General features: G+C 71.9%; 13 protein-coding genes. 8 read left to right on the forward strand and 5 right to left on the reverse strand.

Annotated elements, in window-relative coordinates; all coding sequences use genetic code 11:
* Positions 1–41: 41 nt before the first annotated feature.
* On the reverse strand, positions 42–3,569 hold the full coding sequence (gene dnaE, locus ACFFR3_RS14550) for a DNA polymerase III subunit alpha (protein WP_379483265.1): 3,528 nt from the start codon (positions 3,567–3,569) through the stop codon (positions 42–44).
* 160 nt (positions 3,570–3,729) lie between these two features.
* On the opposite strand from dnaE, the gene ACFFR3_RS14555 reads away from it, so the two are divergent.
* Both ACFFR3_RS14555 and ACFFR3_RS14560 read left to right on the forward strand, forming a co-directional pair.
* Positions 3,730–5,082: an amino acid permease gene (locus tag ACFFR3_RS14555; protein ID WP_345401383.1), complete on the forward strand. Its 1,353-nt coding sequence runs from the start codon at positions 3,730–3,732 to the stop codon at positions 5,080–5,082.
* Between the two features lie 81 nt (positions 5,083–5,163).
* Positions 5,164–6,225, forward strand: a complete 1,062-nt coding sequence (locus tag ACFFR3_RS14560; protein ID WP_379483266.1) for an SGNH/GDSL hydrolase family protein — start codon at positions 5,164–5,166, stop codon at positions 6,223–6,225.
* A gap of 33 nt (positions 6,226–6,258) precedes the next feature.
* Here the strand turns inward: ACFFR3_RS14560 and ACFFR3_RS14565 are convergent, their stop codons facing one another.
* Complete coding sequence (locus ACFFR3_RS14565) at positions 6,259–7,158, reverse strand: chorismate mutase (protein WP_379483267.1); 900 nt, start codon at positions 7,156–7,158, stop codon at positions 6,259–6,261.
* A gap of 287 nt (positions 7,159–7,445) precedes the next feature.
* Between ACFFR3_RS14565 and ACFFR3_RS14570 the strand changes: the two genes are divergently transcribed.
* Genes ACFFR3_RS14570 through ACFFR3_RS14595 form a run of 6 tightly spaced genes read left to right on the forward strand, consistent with a single transcriptional unit; the run spans position 7,446 to position 14,457 of the window.
* Positions 7,446–9,392, forward strand: a complete 1,947-nt coding sequence (locus ACFFR3_RS14570) for a serine/threonine-protein kinase (protein WP_379483268.1) — start codon at positions 7,446–7,448, stop codon at positions 9,390–9,392.
* A gap of 10 nt (positions 9,393–9,402) precedes the next feature.
* Positions 9,403–11,202, forward strand: coding sequence for a protein kinase domain-containing protein (locus ACFFR3_RS14575; protein ID WP_379483269.1), 1,800 nt, complete (start codon positions 9,403–9,405; stop codon positions 11,200–11,202).
* Positions 11,203–11,239: 37 nt separating this feature from the next.
* Entirely contained in the window at positions 11,240–12,094 is an 855-nt protein-coding gene (locus tag ACFFR3_RS14580) for an AraC family transcriptional regulator (RefSeq protein ID WP_345401355.1), read from the forward strand.
* A gap of 11 nt (positions 12,095–12,105) precedes the next feature.
* Positions 12,106–12,768, forward strand: coding sequence for an AzlC family ABC transporter permease (locus ACFFR3_RS14585; protein WP_364366084.1), 663 nt, complete (start codon positions 12,106–12,108; stop codon positions 12,766–12,768).
* Entirely contained in the window at positions 12,765–13,076 is a 312-nt protein-coding gene (locus tag ACFFR3_RS14590; RefSeq protein ID WP_345409691.1) for a branched-chain amino acid transport AzlD family protein, read from the forward strand. The genes ACFFR3_RS14585 and ACFFR3_RS14590 overlap by 4 nt, the downstream gene beginning before the upstream one ends.
* A gap of 10 nt (positions 13,077–13,086) precedes the next feature.
* Positions 13,087–14,457 carry a serine/threonine-protein kinase gene (locus ACFFR3_RS14595; RefSeq protein ID WP_364366081.1) on the forward strand — a complete coding sequence of 457 codons (1,371 nt, stop codon included), beginning with the start codon at positions 13,087–13,089 and terminating at the stop codon, positions 14,455–14,457.
* Between the two features lie 115 nt (positions 14,458–14,572).
* Here ACFFR3_RS14595 and ACFFR3_RS14600 read toward each other — a convergent pair whose 3' ends face one another.
* From ACFFR3_RS14600 to ACFFR3_RS14610, 3 genes are all read right to left on the reverse strand, one after another.
* Positions 14,573–15,502, reverse strand: a complete 930-nt coding sequence (locus ACFFR3_RS14600) for an RluA family pseudouridine synthase (RefSeq protein WP_379483270.1) — start codon at positions 15,500–15,502, stop codon at positions 14,573–14,575.
* Positions 15,495–16,010 (reverse strand): signal peptidase II, encoded by a 516-nt coding sequence (lspA, locus tag ACFFR3_RS14605; protein WP_345401349.1) that lies wholly within the window; start codon positions 16,008–16,010, stop codon positions 15,495–15,497. The genes ACFFR3_RS14600 and lspA overlap by 8 nt, the downstream gene beginning before the upstream one ends.
* A 65-nt stretch (positions 16,011–16,075) precedes the next feature.
* Complete coding sequence (locus ACFFR3_RS14610) at positions 16,076–16,465, reverse strand: TraR/DksA family transcriptional regulator (protein ID WP_364366072.1); 390 nt, start codon at positions 16,463–16,465, stop codon at positions 16,076–16,078.
* Positions 16,466–16,657 lie beyond the last annotated feature (192 nt).

Here is a 16,657-nt window from a genome sequence, read left to right on the forward strand (position 1 = left end):
CGCGTGGCGGGCGGGCGACGGCGAGGGTTGCCGAAGGCCGCTCACGCGTTGAGGCAGGCCGGGCCGAGGAGCTGTTTGAGCTCGCCCATGAGCGCCGGCGACGGCGTGACCCGCAGCCGGTCGTCCACCCGCAGCACCGTCGTCCTGGGTCCGTTGCGCACCTGGAGGTGCACCTCGGACGTGCCGGGGTGGGTGGTGAGTATCTCTTTCAGCCGGCCCACGACGGGCGGCGTGCAGCGCGTCAGCGGCAGGCTGACCAGCACGGGACCGCCCGTCTCCTGGGTGAGGTCGGGCGCGGTCACCTCCATGGCGATGATCTTGGCGACGTCCTCCCGCTTGTCGATGCGGCCCTTGACGAACACGATCGCGTCCTCGGCCAGGATCGTCGAGCACAGCTGGTAGGCCGACGGGAAGATCATCACCTCGATCGAGCCCGCGAGGTCCTCCAGCTGGGTCAGCACCCAGGTGTCGCCCTTCTTGGTGATCTTGCGCTGCACCCCGCTGAGGATGCCGCCCACCGTCACCACCTGCCCGTCGGGGCGGCTGTCGTCCTGCACGGCCGCGATCGAGCAGTCGGCCCCCGCCGCCAGGACGTGCTCGACGCCGAACAGCGGATGGTCGGAGACGTAGAGGCCGAGCATCTCCCGCTCGAACTGCAGCAGCGTGGTCTTGTCCCACTCCCCCGGCGGGATCTGCACGTCGAACGTCTGGTCCTCGCCCCCGTCGAGCACCCCGAACAGCGAGTCCTGGCCGATGGCCTCGTTCTTCTTGATGTCGATGATCGCGTCGACGGCCTGCTCGTGCACCATGACCAGGCCCTTGCGCCGATGCCCGAGCGAGTCGAACGCGCCCGCCTTGACCAGCGACTCGATCACCCGCTTGTTGCACACCACGGCGGGCACCTTGCGCAGGAAGTCGGAGAAGCCGGTGAAGCGGCCCTTTCTCCTGCGCGCGGCGATGATGCCGTCGACCACGTTCGCGCCGACGTTGCGGACGGCCGACAGGCCGAAGCGGATGTCGGTGCCGCGCGGCGTGAAGTCGAAGTCGGAGTCGTTGACGTCGGGCGGCAGGACCTTGATGCCCATGCGGCGGCACTCGTGGAGATAGAGGGCCGACTTGTCCTTGTCGTCCTTGACCGAGGTCAGCAGCGCCGCCATGTAGGCCGCCGGGTGGTTGGCCTTGAGGTAGGCCGTCCAGTAGGCGATGAGGCCGTAGGCGGCCGTGTGGGCCTTGTTGAAGGCGTAGTCGGAGAACGGCAGCAGGATGTCCCACAGCGCCTTGACGGCCCCGCCGGAGAAGCCGTTGTCCTTCATGCCCTGCTCGAAGGAGGCGTACTGCTGGTCGAGCTCCGCCTTCTTCTTCTTGCCCATCGCGCGGCGCAGCAGGTCGGCGGCGCCCAGGGAGTAGCCGGCCACCCGCTGGGCGATGGCCATGACCTGCTCCTGGTAGATGATCAGGCCGTAGGTCGTGTCGAGGATGTCCTCGAGCGGCTTCTCCAGCTCGGGGTGGATGGGCGTGATCTCCTGCTGGCCGTTCTTGCGCAGCGCGTAGTTGGTGTGGGAGTTGGCGCCCATCGGGCCGGGGCGGTAGAGGGCGAGCGCGGCGGAGATGTCCTCGAAGGTGTCGGGACGCATGAGGCGCAGCAGCGAGCGCATGCCGCCGCCGTCGAGCTGGAAGACGCCCAGCGTGTCGCCCTTGGCCAGCAGCTCGTAGGTCTTGCGGTCGTCGAGCGGCAGCGCCGTCAGGTCGACCTTCTCGCCCGTCGTGGACTCGATCAGCTTGAGGCAGTCGTCCATGATGGTGAGGTTGCGCAGGCCCAGGAAGTCCATCTTGAGCAGGCCGAGCGTCTCACACGTCGGATAGTCGAACTGCGTGATGATCGCGCCGTCGGAGTCGCGGCGCATGATCGGGACGTGGTCGGTCAGCACCTCGCGCGACATGATCACGCCGGCCGCGTGCACGCCGGTCTGCCTGATCAGGCCCTCAAGGCCCCTGCCGAGGTCCATCGTGGCCTTGACGTCGGGGTCCTCGTCGTAGAGGCGGCGCAGCTCGCCCGCCTCGGCGTAGCGCGGGTGGTCGGGGTCGAAGATGCCGGCCAGCGGGATGTCCTTGCCCATGACCGCGGGCGGGAACGCCTTGGAGACCCGGTCGCCGAGCGCGTAGGGGTAGCCCAGCACCCGCCCCGCGTCTTTGATGGCGGCCTTGGCCTTGATGGTGCCGAACGTGGCGATCATGGCCACCTTGTCGGCGCCCCACCGCTCGGTGACGTAGCGGATGACGTCGCCCCGCCGGCGTTCGTCGAAGTCGATGTCGACGTCGGGCATCGACACGCGCTCGGGGTTGAGGAACCGCTCGAAGATCAGGCCGTGCGGGATCGGGTCGAGGTCGGTGATGCCCATCGCGTACGCCACCAGCGACCCCGCCGCCGAGCCGCGCCCGGGCCCGACCGGGATGCCCTGCCGCTTGGCCCACATGATGAAGTCGGCCACCACGAGGAAGTAGCTCGGGAAGCCCATCTGCTCGATGACGCCGATCTCGTACTCGGCCTGCCTGCGGTGCTGCTCGTCGTAGCCCTCGGGCCAGCGGCGGGCCATGCCCTCCCAGACGGTCCTGCGGAAGAACTCGCTCTCGGTCATGCCGTCGGGGACGGGGAACGTCGGCATGAGGTTCTTGTGCTCGAAGAACCCGCTTGGATCGACCTTCTCGGCCACCAGCAGCGTGTTACGGCAGCCCTCCGCCCACAGCTCGGAGGAGTCGACCGCGCGCATCTCGCCGGCGCTCTTGAGGTAATAGCCGGTGCCGTCGAAGCGGAAGCGGTCGGGGTCGGACAGCTGCCTGCCGGTCTGGACGCAGAGCAGCGCGTCGTGGGAGGCGGCGTCGGACTCGTGGGTGTAGTGGGAGTCGTTGGTGACCAGCGGCGGGATGCCGAGCTGCCGGCTGATGCGGGTCAGGCCGTCGCGGACGCGGCGCTCGATGTCGAGGCCGTGGTCCATGATCTCCAGAAAGAAGTTGTCCTTGCCGAAGATGTCCTGATATTTCGCGGCGGCCTTGAGCGCCTCGTCGTCCTGGCCGAGCCGCAGCCTGGTCTGCACCTCGCCCGAGGGACAGCCGGTGGTGGCCATGAGGCCCTCGGCGTGCTCGGCGATCAGCTCGGCGTCCATGCGGGGCCACTTGCGCACGAAGCCCTCGGTGTAGGAGCGCGAGGACAGCCGCATGAGGTTGTGCAGGCCGGTCTTGTCGCGGGCCCAGATCGTCATGTGGGTGTAGTGGCCGCCCGCCGAGACGTCGTCCTTGCGCTGGTGCGGCTCACCCCACAGCACCGGCCGCTTGGTGTGGCGCGACTCGGGCGCCACATAGGCCTCGATGCCGATGACCGGCTTGACCCCGGCCGCCGTGGCCTGCTTGTAGAAGTCGTAGGCGCCGTGCATGTTGCCGTGGTCGGTGATGGCGATCGCCGGCATGCCCAGCTCGCCGACCAGCTCGAACATCTGCTTGAGCCGCGCCGCTCCGTCCAGCATCGAGTATTCGGTGTGGACGTGCAGGTGAACGAACGAGTCACTGGACGACATGAAACCGCGCCTCCCAGTCGGCTGAACGGACGTGCGGATCCGACTTTAATCCGCGCCACCGACAGGTCCTGCGGCCTCGGGAACGGCGTGCCGGGAGCCGCCCGCACCCGCCGCACCCGATACCCTCGGAAGTCACTTTAAGTAGTCGAGGAGTGACGCGGTGCGCACGGAGACGGACGAGGGATACCGAAAGGCGCTGGGCAACCGGCAGGTCCAGATGATCGCCATCGGCGGGGCGATCGGCGTCGGCCTGTTCCTGGGCGCGGGCGGCCGCCTGGCCGCCGCAGGGCCCGGCCTCGTGCTCTCCTACGCCGCCGCCGGCCTGGCCGCCTTCTTCGTCATGCGGGCCCTCGGCGAGCTGGTGCTCTACCGCCCGGTCTCCGGCTCCTTCGTCGAGTACGCCGGCGAGTTCATCGGCCCATGGGCCGCGTTCGCCAGCGGCTGGATGTACTGGATCAACTGGGCCTTCACCGGCATCGCCGAGCTGACGGCGATCGCCGCGTACATCCACTACTGGGCGCCCGCCTGGCCACAGTGGCTGACGGCGCTGATCGCGCTCGGCATCGTCATGACCGTCAACCTGCTGTCGGTGCGGTTGTTCGGCGAGCTGGAGTTCTGGTTCGCGCTGCTCAAGGTGCTGGCCATCACGGCCTTCCTGGTCGTGGGGCTGGTGCTGGTGGTGTTCGCGGTGGGCGACGCGGGGCCGCACAACCTGGTCGCGCACGGCGGGTTCTTCCCGACCGGGTTCCCGCTGGTGCTGATGAGCCTGCAGTCGGTCGTGTTCGCGTACGCCTCGATCGAGCTGGTCGGCATCGCCGCCGGCGAGACGGCCAGGCCGCACGAGATCATGCCCCGCGCGATCAACGGCGTCGTGTGGCGCATCGCGATCTTCTACGTCGGCTCGGTCGCGCTGCTCTGCATGGTCCTGCCGTGGACCGCCTACAGCGCGGGCACCTCCCCCTTCGTGACCGTCTTCGCCGGCCTCGGCGTGCCCTGGGCGGCCGACGCGATGAACCTCGTCGTGATCACCGCCGCCCTGTCGTCCTGCAACTCCGGCCTGTACGCCACCGGCCGCATCCTGCGCTCGATGGCCATGAAGGAGGAGGCGCCCGGCTTCACCGGCGTGCTCAGCTCCCGCCACGTGCCGATGGGCGGCATCGTGTTCACCGCGTCGATGCTGCTGGCCGGGGTGGCGCTGTTCTACTTCCTGCCCGAGCGGGCCTTCAACATCGCCACCGCCTGCGCCTCGCTCGGCGTCATCACCACGTGGGGCGTGCTGGTGTGGTGCCAGATCCGCCTGCGCCGCTCCGGCCACCGCTCCACCTTCCCGATGCCCGGCTCCCCCTACACCAACTGGCTGACGCTCGGATTCCTCGCGCTGGTGGTGCTGCTGATGCCGTTCGCCGACGAGGACCAGCTCGTCGCCTTCTTCCTCATCCCGGTGCTCGCCGTCGGCATCGCCTTCGGCTGGCGGATGGTACGCCGCCGTCGCGACGCCGTGCCCAGGGCCTGACCGCCCGGGCCATACCCGGCCCGGTGATCGGCTGGGTAGTCTCGATGGCGCAGTCGTGAGGAGTCGCCGCTCGGGGAGGTCGTGCTGGACGAGGCTGAACGCGGCACCAGGGGGTCGCTCATCAGGGCCGGAGCGGCGGTCGCGATCGGCGTGGCGCTCGCGCTGGCCTGCCTGCCCCTGGGGGTCTATCCGAAGCTCGCCTGCGCGGTGCTCGACGCGGGCTGCCCGCCCGGCTCGCCCGCGGGCGACCTGCCTCGGGTGACCCGCCTGACCGCCTTACAGGCCGCCCAGAGCGGCGCCTACGTGGCGCTGGGCGACTCCTACTCCTCCGGCGAGGGGGTCTACGACCTCGACAGGGAGCCGGTCAACGAGGGCGCCGACCGCTGCCACCGGGCCACCGGCTCGTACGTGCCGCTCGTCGCCAAGACCTACCGCTTCGGCGGCGGCACCGCCTTCTACGCCTGCAGCGGCGCCACCACCCGCCAGCTCCTCGCCGGGCAGCACGGCCAGCCGCCCCAGATCAGCCGGGTCGGGCCGGGCGCCAGCCTGGTCACGCTCAGCATCGGCGGCAACGACGCCGGGTTCACCAAGGTGCTGACCGGCTGCATCGTGAAGCTGCCGTGGTCGTCGGCCTGCGTCGACCAGGAGACCGCGGTCAACCGGCGCATCGACGAGCTGCGTACGAGCGTGCTGCGGGTGCTCAGGGAGCTGCGCGTGCGGGCCCCGCAGGCGCGGGTGATCGTGCTCGGCTACCCGCGGCCGTTCCCCCAGGACCCGGTGGACACCGTCGACAACCTGAGCGCGGCCGACCAGCGGTGGCTCAACGGCGTGACGCGGCGCCTCAACGACACGGTCGGGTCCGTGGTGAAGGACTTCGACCGGACGATCGCCGCGTTCGGCGCCCCCGGCAGCGCCGAGTACGTCGACGCCTACGAGGCGTTCAGCGGGCACGAGGTCGGGCAGCCCGCGCCGTACCTGAACGGGCTCGCCATGGAGGTGGGCGAGCTGCGCGTCAACGCCCGCAGCTACCACCCGACGGGCGACGGCTACCGTCGCTTCGCCGAGCTGATCATCAAACAGATCGCCGACGGCCCCGGCCGCCCGCTGAACAACCTCCAGCTCTCCCAGCCCACCCCCGGCTGACCCACCAGGGTCACCGTGTCGGTCGGGGGGCGGTCAGGGGGCGGTCAGGGGGGCGGTGCGGCGCTCCGCGAGGTGGAGGCCGGCCTCGATGACGGCGTTCATGATCGGGGCGAGGCCGGGTTCGCCGAGTGACGGGGCGCGCTTGGCCATTCTGGCGACCAGGGCGCGTTCGCGGTCCATGTCGCGTCCTGCGAAGCCGCCCACCGGCTTGATGCGCTGCACGGTGCCCGCCAGCTCCACCCGGCGTTCGAGCAGCGCGGCCAGGGCGGCGTCCACCCGGTCGATAGCGGCGCGGCACTCGGGCAGCGTGGCGGGCGACTCGGGGCGCAGCAGCCCGCCGGCGACGGTGACGGCCTCCTCCGCGAGCGCGCGACCCTCGGGGCCGGCCACCAGCCCGTCCGCCCCTGCGGCGACGGCCGCGGCGGCGAGCTCCGGGTCGCCGGTGACGTCCACGAGCACGGGACGCCCTGACGCGGTCCGCGCGGCGCGTACGAGGCCGAGATCGGGCCGCCCGCCCTCGCACAGGATCACCCGCCCGTCGCCCTCGACGGCGCAGTAGTCGGCCAGCCCCAGCCACTCCTCGAGTGACGCCCCCGGCCGCCGCTCCACGACGACCGGCAGCCCCGTGCCGGCCGCCGCCCGGACAAGGGGGATGTCCCGCGTCCACGCCGCCCCCACGACGACCGCATCGGCGTGCGCGGCGATCGCCGGCAGGTCCGCCGCGGTGGCCGGCTCAACGAGCGTGACCCCCGGAGTCAGCCCGGCGGACCGCCCGTCAGGCCCCGCTGCGGGCGAAACCCGGAGCAGTGCCGAGGTCGCCTCGTGGGTTTGTCGTCCGCGCAGGCTGACGCGGGTGGCGATGATCGCGGGGCGCCCTTCACCCACAGGCAGGCCGCCCAGCGTGAGCGCCTGCCGCTCCAAAGTCGATGACATCCCGACTCCTCATTCGGCCGGCCCCTGGAGCCGGCGGGGGAACGAAAAAAGGCAGAGACGACGGTCTCTGCCTCGTGCCGACTCCAGGTGGTCGCTAGCTGACGACCGGCTCTCCCGGAGCCGGCTCGGTAAACGCGTAGCGACGACAAGTCATATCTGAACCTTACACCCCTGCCTCCACCTGCTGGGCGGCACTTCTCACAGGACGGACTGGCCTTCGAGCGAGTCGCCGATGATCCCTGCCTATGGGAGTATTTCTTGGCCTAGAGGAGGGTTTGAGGCCGTTGATGTCGGATCGCAAGCAGGAGGGACGCCGCATCGCCGGCCGCTACCAGCTGCAGGAACCCATCGGCAGGGGCGGGATGGGCATCGTCTGGCGTGCCTACGACGAGCTCTTGGACCGCACGGTGGCGGTCAAGGAGGTCAGGTACGCCGCCGCCCTGGGCGAGGAGGTGCAGCTGCTGAACCGGCGCACGATGCGCGAGGCGAGGGCGGCGGCGAGGTTCGAGCATCCCAACGTGATCGTCGTGCACGACGTGATCGAGGAGGACGACCGGCCCTGGATCGTCATGCAGCTGGTCCAGTCGCGCTCGCTGGGCGCGGTGATCAAGCAGGACGGTCCCTTGCCGCCCAAGCGCGTGGCGGAGATCGGGCTGGCCGTGCTCGACGCGTTGCACCGCGCCCATGAGGCGGGGGTGCTGCATCGGGACGTCAAGCCCGAGAACGTGTTGCTGGCCGACGACGGCAGGGTGGTGCTGACCGACTTCGGCATCGCCACGCTGGAGACCGAGACGCAGCTCACGGTGACGGGCCTGGCGGGCACGCCGGCGTTCATCGCGCCAGAGCGGCTCAAGGGCCTGCCCGCGCGGCGCGAGTCGGACCTGTGGTCGCTGGGCGCCACCCTCTACACGGCGGTCGAGGGCCGCTCGCCGCACGAGCGCGGCATGGCGCTGGCGACCATGCACGCCGTGCTGACGGACGAGCCCGACCCCGCGACGCACGTGGGGCCGCTGACCGACGTGATCATGGGGTTGCTGGTCAAGGAGCCGGTGCAGCGGCTGACGTACGAGGAGACGCAGCGCATGCTGCGGGCGGCCATCGCGGGCTTCTCGCAGCCGAGCGCGCCGCCCACCGCCCAGTTCCCCGCGGCGCAGTTCCCGCCCGAGCAGGAGCTGCGGGTGCCGGAGCCGGCCAAGCGTCCTGCCCAGAGCCAGGCGCAGGGTCAGGCGCAGGGTCATGCGCAGGGTCATGCGCCTTCGAAGCCGAAGCGGCCCGGCCCCGCCAAGGCGCGGCGGCCGTACGCGCCGGTGGAGGACGACACCCCCACCGACCCGAACCTCGCGAGCGCCCGCTCGCAGGCCGCGCCCGCCGCTGAGAACGTTCCCGAGACCGGTGTGCGCCTGTCACAGGCGCCGACCGTGGAGCCGCAGCAACCGCCGTCGGGGCCGACCGGCGAGTCGACGTTGAGCGCGTCCAAGGGCGAGCCGCGGCGCATGATCACGGTCGTCGCGGCGGCCGTGGCCGTGCTGCTGGTCGCCGGCGTGGGCGGCTATCTCGGCCTGCGTTCCGCGCCCGAGGACTCGGATGGCGAGGGCGCCCAGGCGGCGGTCGCCAGCACGGTCCCGACCGGGCCCAGCGAGTCCGCTCCGCAGACTCCCCCGGCGTCCCCGTCGGCCACTCCCTCCGACGAGGAGGAGGACCCGTCCCCGAGCCAGTCCCCGACCCAGGCGGAGAGCCCCACGGCCGAGCCCGAGGAGACCAAGGAGGCCAAACCCGCGCTGCCGTCCGGCTGGAAGATGCACACGGACAAGAAGCTCGGCTTCTCCATCGGCCTGCCCAAGGGCTGGGACGAGTGGCAGCGTTCTGGGATCGTCGGCAGCGGCGTCGAGTACAAGGGCCCCGGCGGGGCGCCCAACGCGCACGTCCGCATCGAGCGGGCCTCCAAGCTGGGCAAGGACCCGCTGAAGGGCTGGAAGAAGCTGGAGTCGCGGCTGAAGAACCGCTTCGGCGGCTACAAGAAGCTCAGCATCAAGGAGGTCAAGTACGGCAAGGCGGCGGCCGACTGGGACTTCATCTGGCCCACGCAGACGGGCAAGTCCCGCATCCGCTACCGGGGGTTCATCGCCGACGACGGCAAGGCGTACGCGATCTACTGGCACACCCTGAACAGCCACTGGGAGGACGACCTCCGCTTCTTCGAAGGCTTCTGCGCGACGTTCTCGCCGACGAAGTAGGCTGCGCGGCGTGCACGTCAGCAATCGTTACCGCCTCGTCGAGCCCATCGGCGAGGGCGGCATGGGGGTGGTCTGGCGGGCCTACGACGAGTTGCTCGACCGTACGGTCGCGATCAAGGAGGTCCGCTACACCGGGGTCGGCGACGCCAAGCGGGCCGAGCTCAACCGCCGCACCATCCGCGAGGCCAGGGCGGCCGGGCGGCTCGACCATCCGTCGGTGGTCGTCATCCACGACGTCGTCGAGGAGGACGGCCGGCCGTGGATCGTCATGCAGCTCGTCCGCTCCCGCTCGCTGGCCAGGGTGATCTCCGAGGACGGCCCGCTGCGTCCCGCGCAGGCGGCGGTGATCGGCGGCCGGGTGCTCGACGCGCTGCGGGCCGCCCACGCGACCGGGGTGCTGCACCGCGACGTCAAGCCCGAGAACGTGCTGCTCGCCGACGACGGGCGGGTGGTGCTCACCGACTTCGGCATCGCCTCCATGGAGGCCGAGGCCGGGCTGACCGCGACGGGCGGGCTGGTCGGCACGCCCGCGTACATGCCGCCCGAGCGGCTCAACGGCGAGCCCGCGCGGCCCGAGTCCGACCTGTGGTCGCTGGGCGCGACGCTGTACACGGCCGTCGAGGGGCGGCCGCCGTTCAAGCGCGACTCGTGGGCGGCGACCGTGGCGGCGGTGCTGCGCGACGACCCCGAGCCGCCGGCGCGGGCCGGGGCGCTCGGGCCGATCGTCATGGGGCTGCTGCGGCGCGAGCCGGGCGCGCGGCTGCCCGCCGCCGAGGCCGCCCGCCTCCTGTACGACCTCGCCGCCACCGCCCCGCCCCGCCCCACGACCACCACGGACGCGCCCTGGCACGCCACCCCACCCGCCGACGGCTCCGGGCACACCACGCCACCACCCCACGCCACCTGGCAACCCACGCCGCCCCCCGAAGGCCCAGCACACGCCACCCCACCACCCCACGCCTCCTGGCAGGGGACGCCGCCGGGCGGCGGGTCCTACCCGGGCGGGCAGCCGACCGGGGATCGGCGGCCCGCCGGGCAGGGCCAGGCGACGATGGACCGGCCGCGGGGCGGGCGGCGCAAGACGTTGTGGGTGGGCCTGCCCGCGGCGGTGCTCGTGGTGGCGGTGCTGGGCGCCGGCGGCGTGCTGCTGTCCGACCGCTGGACGGGCACGACCGCCGGGCAGAGCCCCTCGCCCACGGCGGACACCCCGACGGGCGAGCCCACGACGGGACCACAGGAGCCGACGCAGCAGCCGACGGAGGAGCCGTCCGAGGAGCCCACGGACTACCCGACGGACGACCCGGCGGAGGAGCCCACCGACGAGCCCACCGACGAGCCCACCGACGAGCCTGAGATCCCGGAAGGCTGGCGGCCCTACCGGAACGCCGACGGCCGCTTCCAGCTCGCCTTGCCCGCCGGGTGGCAGGTGAAGAAGACCGACGGCCGCGACAGCGTGTCGGTCACCGGTCCGGGCACTCCCGGCAAGCTGCTGGTGGAGTGGACGGTCCCCGACATCACCTGGACGGACCCGGAACGGCACTGGCTCCGCCTGGAGGCGGAGATCAAGAAGAAGGGCGAGTTCCAGAGCTACCGGCGGATCGGCATCGAGTCCACCGAGTTCCTGGGCCGCCCGGCCGCCGACTGGGAGTTCACCAGGGTCCGCGACGGCGTGACGATCCACGTGCTCAACCGCGGCCTGCGCACCGCCGACGGCCGCCCGTTCGCCGTCTACTGGGAGACCACGCACGCGCGCTGGGCCGAGGACCGCCACTACTTCTACGACTTCCTCGAGACGTTCCGGCCCCTGTAAGTAGGACGCTGGGAGTAAGACCTGTGAGTGAAACGCTGTGAGCAGGACGACCGAGGAGCGGGCGACGTTCTGGCGGCACCCGGCGGTGCCGGAGACCGACCTGCTGAAGGCCCGCTACGTCACCCACCGCTTCTCCCGGCACGTCCACGACGGTTACGCCATCGGGCTGATCGTCTCGGGGGTGGAGGAGTTCGACTACCGGGGCACGCTGCTCCGGGCGGGCGCGGGCGAGGTGGTGCTGGTCAACCCGGAGTCGGTGCACACCGGGCACGCGGGGGTGCCGGGCGGCTGGGCGTACCGGATGCTTTATCCGTCGATCGAGGCGGTGGCCGCGATCGCGCGTGAGCTGGGCGGGCCCGGCGGGACGCCGCACTTCCCGCGCCAGGTGGTGCGCGACGCCGACGTGGCGGTGCTGCTGCGGCGGGCGCACCAGGCGGCCGAGCGGGGCGACGCGCTGGCCGCGTCGACGCTGAGCCGCACGCTGTTCGCCCGGCTGCTGACGCGGCACTCCGCGCCGAAGCCGCCCGCCGCGCTGCCCGGCGAGGGCAGGATGGCCGTGCGCGCGGCGCTCGACCTGCTGCACGAGAGCCTGCTCGATCCGCCGACGCTCGACGGGCTGGCGGAGGCGGTGGGGGCGCGGCCGTTCCCGCTGCTGCGGGCGTTCAAGGCGGCGACGGGCCTGCCGCCGCACGCCTACCTGATCTCCCTGCGCGTCGCCAAGGCGCGGCACCTGCTCCTGAGCGGCATGCCGCCGGCGCAGGTGGCGGCCGAGTCGGGGTTCACCGATCAGGCGCATCTCAGCCGGCATTTCAAGCGCGTCGTGGGTGTGCCGCCGGCGGCGTACCAGCGGGCCGCAGGATCGTACAAGAACCGACATTCCCGCATCTCATAACCTCGGGAGGCATGGAACCGACAACTCACCGTTCCGCGGCAGTGCGGGACGGTCTGGGCGTGGGCCTGGCCGTGGGGCTGTCCGGGCTCGCCTTCGGCGCCGCGGCGATCACCGCGGGCCTGTCCGTGGCGCAGGCGTGCGTGCTGAGCCTGCTGGCGTTCACGGGCGCCTCGCAGTTCGCGCTGACGGGCGCGGTGGGCGCGGGCGGCGATCTGCTGGCCGCCAGCCTGGGCGCGCTGCTGCTGGGCGGCCGCAACACCCTGTACGGCCTGCGCCTGGCCGACCTCCTCCAGGTACGCGGCCCCCGCAAGCTGCTGGCCGCCCAGGGCGTCATCGACGAGACGACGGCCGTGGCGATGGCCCAGCCCGACCCTCGCTCCTCGCGTACGGCCTTCGTCACCACCTTCGCCACCCTCTACCTCACCTGGAACCTGACCACGCTGGCGGGCGCGTACGGCACCTCCTTCCTCGGCGACCCCGCCGTCCTCGGCCTCGACGTCGTGGGCCCGGTGGCGTTCCTGGCGATCCTGTGGCCCCGGCTGGCGGGCAGCGCCGAGCTGCGCGGGCTGGCCGCGGTGGCGGCGGTGATCGCCCTGTGCGCGACGCCGTTCTTCCCGCCCGGCGTGCCGGTGCTGCTGTCGGCCGTGGCGGTCCTGGTGGTGATGGTGCGATGACGTTGTGGTGGGCGATCGCCCTGGTGTGCGCGGGCTGTTACGCGCTGAAGCTCGCGGGCCTCGCCGCGCCGCGCGCGGTGCTGGACCATCCGAAGGTGCGCAGGTTCGCGGAGCTGGTGCCGGTGGCGCTGCTGGCGGCGCTGATCGCGGTGCAGGTGTTCACGCAGGAGGGCGGGCTGACCTTCGACGCGGCCCGTACGGCGGGACTCGGCGCGGGAATCGTCGCCCTCCTGCTCCGCGCCCCTTTTCTGGTCGTTCTGGCGGCAGCGGCGGCAATGACGGCGCTTGTCCGGTTTCTTCTGGGGTAGTCGCCGGTGCATGTCCGAATCCGCGGTGATGGTCGGTGGGCGTTACCGGCTCCTCAGGACGATCGGCAAGGGCGGCATGGGCACGGTGTGGCACGCACACGACGAGGTGCTCGGCCGTGACGTGGCGGTCAAGGAGGTGCCTCCGCCTCCTGAGCTGACGGGCGCCGAGCGCGAGGATTTCGCTGTGCGCACATTCAGGGAGGCCAGGGCGGCGGGCCGGGTGGCGCACCCGGGCGTGGCCACGGTCTACGACGTGCTGGAGGAACGCGGGCACCCCTGGATCGTCATGCAGCTCGTACGATCGCGCACGCTCGGCGAGCTGCTGCGCGACGAGGGCCCCATGACGCCCCTGCGGGCCGCGGACATCGGGCTGCAACTGCTGGAGGCGCTGCGCGCCGCGCACGCGGCCGGGGTGCTGCACCGCGACGTCAAACCGGACAACGTGCTGCTCACCGAGGACGGCAGGGCCGTGCTCACCGACTTCGGCATCGCCACCACGGAGGACGAGGCGCCGGTCACGCGTACGGGCGTCCTGGTCGGCACCCCGGCCTTCGTCGCCCCTGAACGCGCCGCGGGCGGCCGGGCGCGGCCCGCGTCCGACCTGTGGGCGCTGGGCGTGACGCTGTACCTCGCGGTCGAGGGCCACTCCCCCTTCCAGCGGGACAACGCGCTGGCCACGCTGGGCGCGGTGATGCACGCCGAGCCGGCGCCGCTGGCCAGGGCGGGGGTGCTGGCTCCCGTCCTGCACGGGCTGCTGCGCAAGGACCCGGCGGAGCGGATGACGCTGGAGGAGACCGAGCGGCGGCTGGCCGGCATCCTGGCGGGCGGCTCGCCCGAGCAGACCGGGCCCGTCCCGCTGCCCGCGCGTACCGGGCCCGTCGTGGTGCCGCGCCGGCGGTCACGGGTGCTGCCGGTGGCCGCCATCGCGGGCGGCGCGCTGCTCGTCGGCATCGTCACGGGCGGGGCGGCCTGGTGGTCGAAGCAGGGCCGTGAGCAGCCGCGCGGCGGGCGGCCCGTACCGGCGGTGGCGACCACCTCCGCGCCGGCCGACCGCGACACGACGACCAAACCGCCACCGGCGGGCGAGTCGCCCCGCAGCGACACCGAGGTGGTCACTCCCCGCAGCACCCCGCCACCCGCCCGCACCCAGCCGAGAACCCCGGACACCGGCGAACGCACCCAGAACCGCCGCCCCCGCCCCGACGACACCCCGGCCAGGACGCGGGACGAGACCCCCCGGAAGGACGAGACCCCCCGGCAGGATGAGACTGCCCGGAAGGACGAGACCGCCCGGAAGGACGAGACGGACCGCCCGCAGCGGCAGAGCGAGTCCCCCTCGGAGGAGACCCCCGGCCAGATCGAAGGCTCGGACGGCGGCTGAGCCCGCGCAAGGGGCCGCCGCAAGCGTGATCGGCCCAGGGGCCGCAGGGCACGAACCGCGCCCCGCGCGAGGGCCGCTGGACGCGAGCCTCAGGCCGACGGCCCGCCGACTCCGGTCAGGACTCGGCGCGGACCAGGTCGAGGGCCTTCTGCAGGTCCTGCGGGTAGTCCGTGCTGAACGACATCCACGCACCGGTCGACGGGTGCTCGAAGCCGAGCGCGACCGCGTGCAGCCACTGCCGGGTGACGCCCAGGCGGGTCGCCAGCGTGGGGTCGGCGCCGTACAGCAGGTCACCGACGCACGGGTGGCGCAGCGCCGACATGTGCACCCGGATCTGGTGCGTACGCCCCGTCTCGAGCTTGATGTCCAGCAGGGAAGCGGCGCGGAACGCCTCGACCGTGTCGTAGTGGGTCACCGACGGCTTGCCACCGGCGACGACGGCCCAGCGGCCGTCGCCCGACGGGTGCCGGTCGATGGGCGCGTCCACGGTCCCCCTGAACGGGTCGGGGTGCCCCTGCACGAGCGCGTGGTAGCGCTTGTCGACCGTGCGCTCCTTGAAGGCCCGCTTGAGGAACGAGTAGGCGTGCTCGCTCTTGGCCACGACCATCGCGCCCGTGGTGTTGGCGTCGAGCCGGTGCACGATGCCCTGGCGCTCGGCGGCCCCGCTGGTGGCGATGGTGTGACCGGCGCCGAGCAGCCCGCCGATCACGGTGGGCCCGGTCCAGCCGACGGTGGGGTGCGCGGCCACGCCGATGGGCTTGTTGACCACGATGACGTCGTCGTCCTCGTACACGATCGTCATGCCCGGCACCGGCTCGGCGACCGGCATGGGCGTGGTGACCGGCGGCGGCATCGTGACGTCGAGCCACGCGCCGGCGTGCACGCGGTCTGACTTGGCCGGCACGCGGCCGTCCACCAGCACCTCGCCCGCGCCGATCAGCTCGGCCGCGCGCGTGCGGGAGAACCCGAACAGGCGCGAGAGCGCGGCGTCGAGCCGCTCGCCCTCCAGCCCGTCGGGCACGGGCAGGCTGCGCTGCTCACTCATCCTTGGCCGCCTCCTTCGGCCCGTCGATCTCCTTCGACCCGTCGATCTGTACGTTGCGCCAGGCCAGGATCACGGCCAGGATGCCGCCGCAGACGATGGCGGAGTCGGCGATGTTGAAGACGGGGAAGTAGTCGATGACCGGGAAGTTGCCCGGCAGCACCTCGATGAAGTCGACCACGTGGCCCTGGAGCTGGGTGGAGCGCCCGAACCCCGAGGGGTAGCGCAGCAGCCGGTCGGTGAGGTTGCCGACGGCGCCGCCGAGCAGCAGGCCGAGCGCGATCGCCCACGAGAGGCTGCCGAGCTTGCGCGCCGTGCGGATGATGGCGACGACCACGCCGGCGGCGATGAAGGTGAAGACGAAGGTCATTCCGGTGCCGATGCTGAAGGCGGCACCGGAGTTGAAGATGACCCTGAACTGGAGCACGCCGGGGATCACGACCAGGGGCGCCTCACCCTCAAGGGTGCGCAGCACCAGCGTCTTGGTGGCGAGGTCGGCCGCGTAGATCACGGCTCCCAGCGCAACGAGGACGGCGAACAGGCGCCCGCGTGGCCGGCCGGCGGTGCCCCCCTGTCCTACCGGCGCTCCTCCTTCTGCTTGCAGGCCACGCACAGCGTCGCCCTCGGGAACGCCTGGAGGCGTTCCTTGCCGATCGGCTTGTGGCACGATTCGCACACTCCATAGGTCCCTGCGTCGATCCTGGCGATCGCACGTTCGTTCTGCGCGACCAGATCGCGCGCATTCAGGGTAAGGGCGATCTCGCGTTCGCGCTCGTACGTCTTCGCGCCGGCGTCCGCCTGGTCGTCGCCCGCGCCCTGTGTGACGTCCCCAGAGGCTATCTCCGACTCGTGGCGCAGGATGTCCGCCTCGAGCTCGTCGATCTCCTGCTGGAGCCTGCCGCGTACCTCGGCCAGCTCCTCATCCGACCACATCGACGGTGTAGCGGTCTGCGTGACTGCCGCCATGGCTGCCTCCATGCTGATCAAGGCCGTGAATGGTGCGGGCAGCTTAGGATCCTGATAACGGAACGGCAAACGACCCGCCGGACGGTTTACCTAGCCCGTACTATCCCGCCTCGCGCATTCAACTCCTCCACACCGGCGTCCATTCCCACATCTTTGCGCCCTTTACGACCCACGTACCGCTGGGCGGCGATG

Source organism: Nonomuraea salmonea (genome assembly GCF_042428605.1).
GTDB classification, from domain to species: domain Bacteria; phylum Actinomycetota; class Actinomycetes; order Streptosporangiales; family Streptosporangiaceae; genus Nonomuraea; species Nonomuraea salmonea.

What these genes read in the sequence shown, in the direction of transcription:
- dnaE (WP_379483265.1), bottom strand. Translation starts at nt 3,569, where the DNA reads ATGTCGTCCAGTGACTCGTTCGTTCACCTGCACGTCCACACCGAATAC.
- ACFFR3_RS14565 (WP_379483267.1), bottom strand. Translation starts at nt 7,158, where the DNA reads ATGTCATCGACTTTGGAGCGGCAGGCGCTCACGCTGGGCGGCCTGCCT.
- ACFFR3_RS14570 (WP_379483268.1), top strand. Translation starts at nt 7,446, where the DNA reads ATGTCGGATCGCAAGCAGGAGGGACGCCGCATCGCCGGCCGCTACCAG.
- ACFFR3_RS14585 (WP_364366084.1), top strand. Translation starts at nt 12,106, where the DNA reads ATGGAACCGACAACTCACCGTTCCGCGGCAGTGCGGGACGGTCTGGGC.
- ACFFR3_RS14590 (WP_345409691.1), top strand. Translation starts at nt 12,765, where the DNA reads ATGACGTTGTGGTGGGCGATCGCCCTGGTGTGCGCGGGCTGTTACGCG.
- ACFFR3_RS14595 (WP_364366081.1), top strand. Translation starts at nt 13,087, where the DNA reads ATGTCCGAATCCGCGGTGATGGTCGGTGGGCGTTACCGGCTCCTCAGG.
- ACFFR3_RS14600 (WP_379483270.1), bottom strand. Translation starts at nt 15,502, where the DNA reads ATGAGTGAGCAGCGCAGCCTGCCCGTGCCCGACGGGCTGGAGGGCGAG.
- ACFFR3_RS14610 (WP_364366072.1), bottom strand. Translation starts at nt 16,465, where the DNA reads ATGGCGGCAGTCACGCAGACCGCTACACCGTCGATGTGGTCGGATGAG.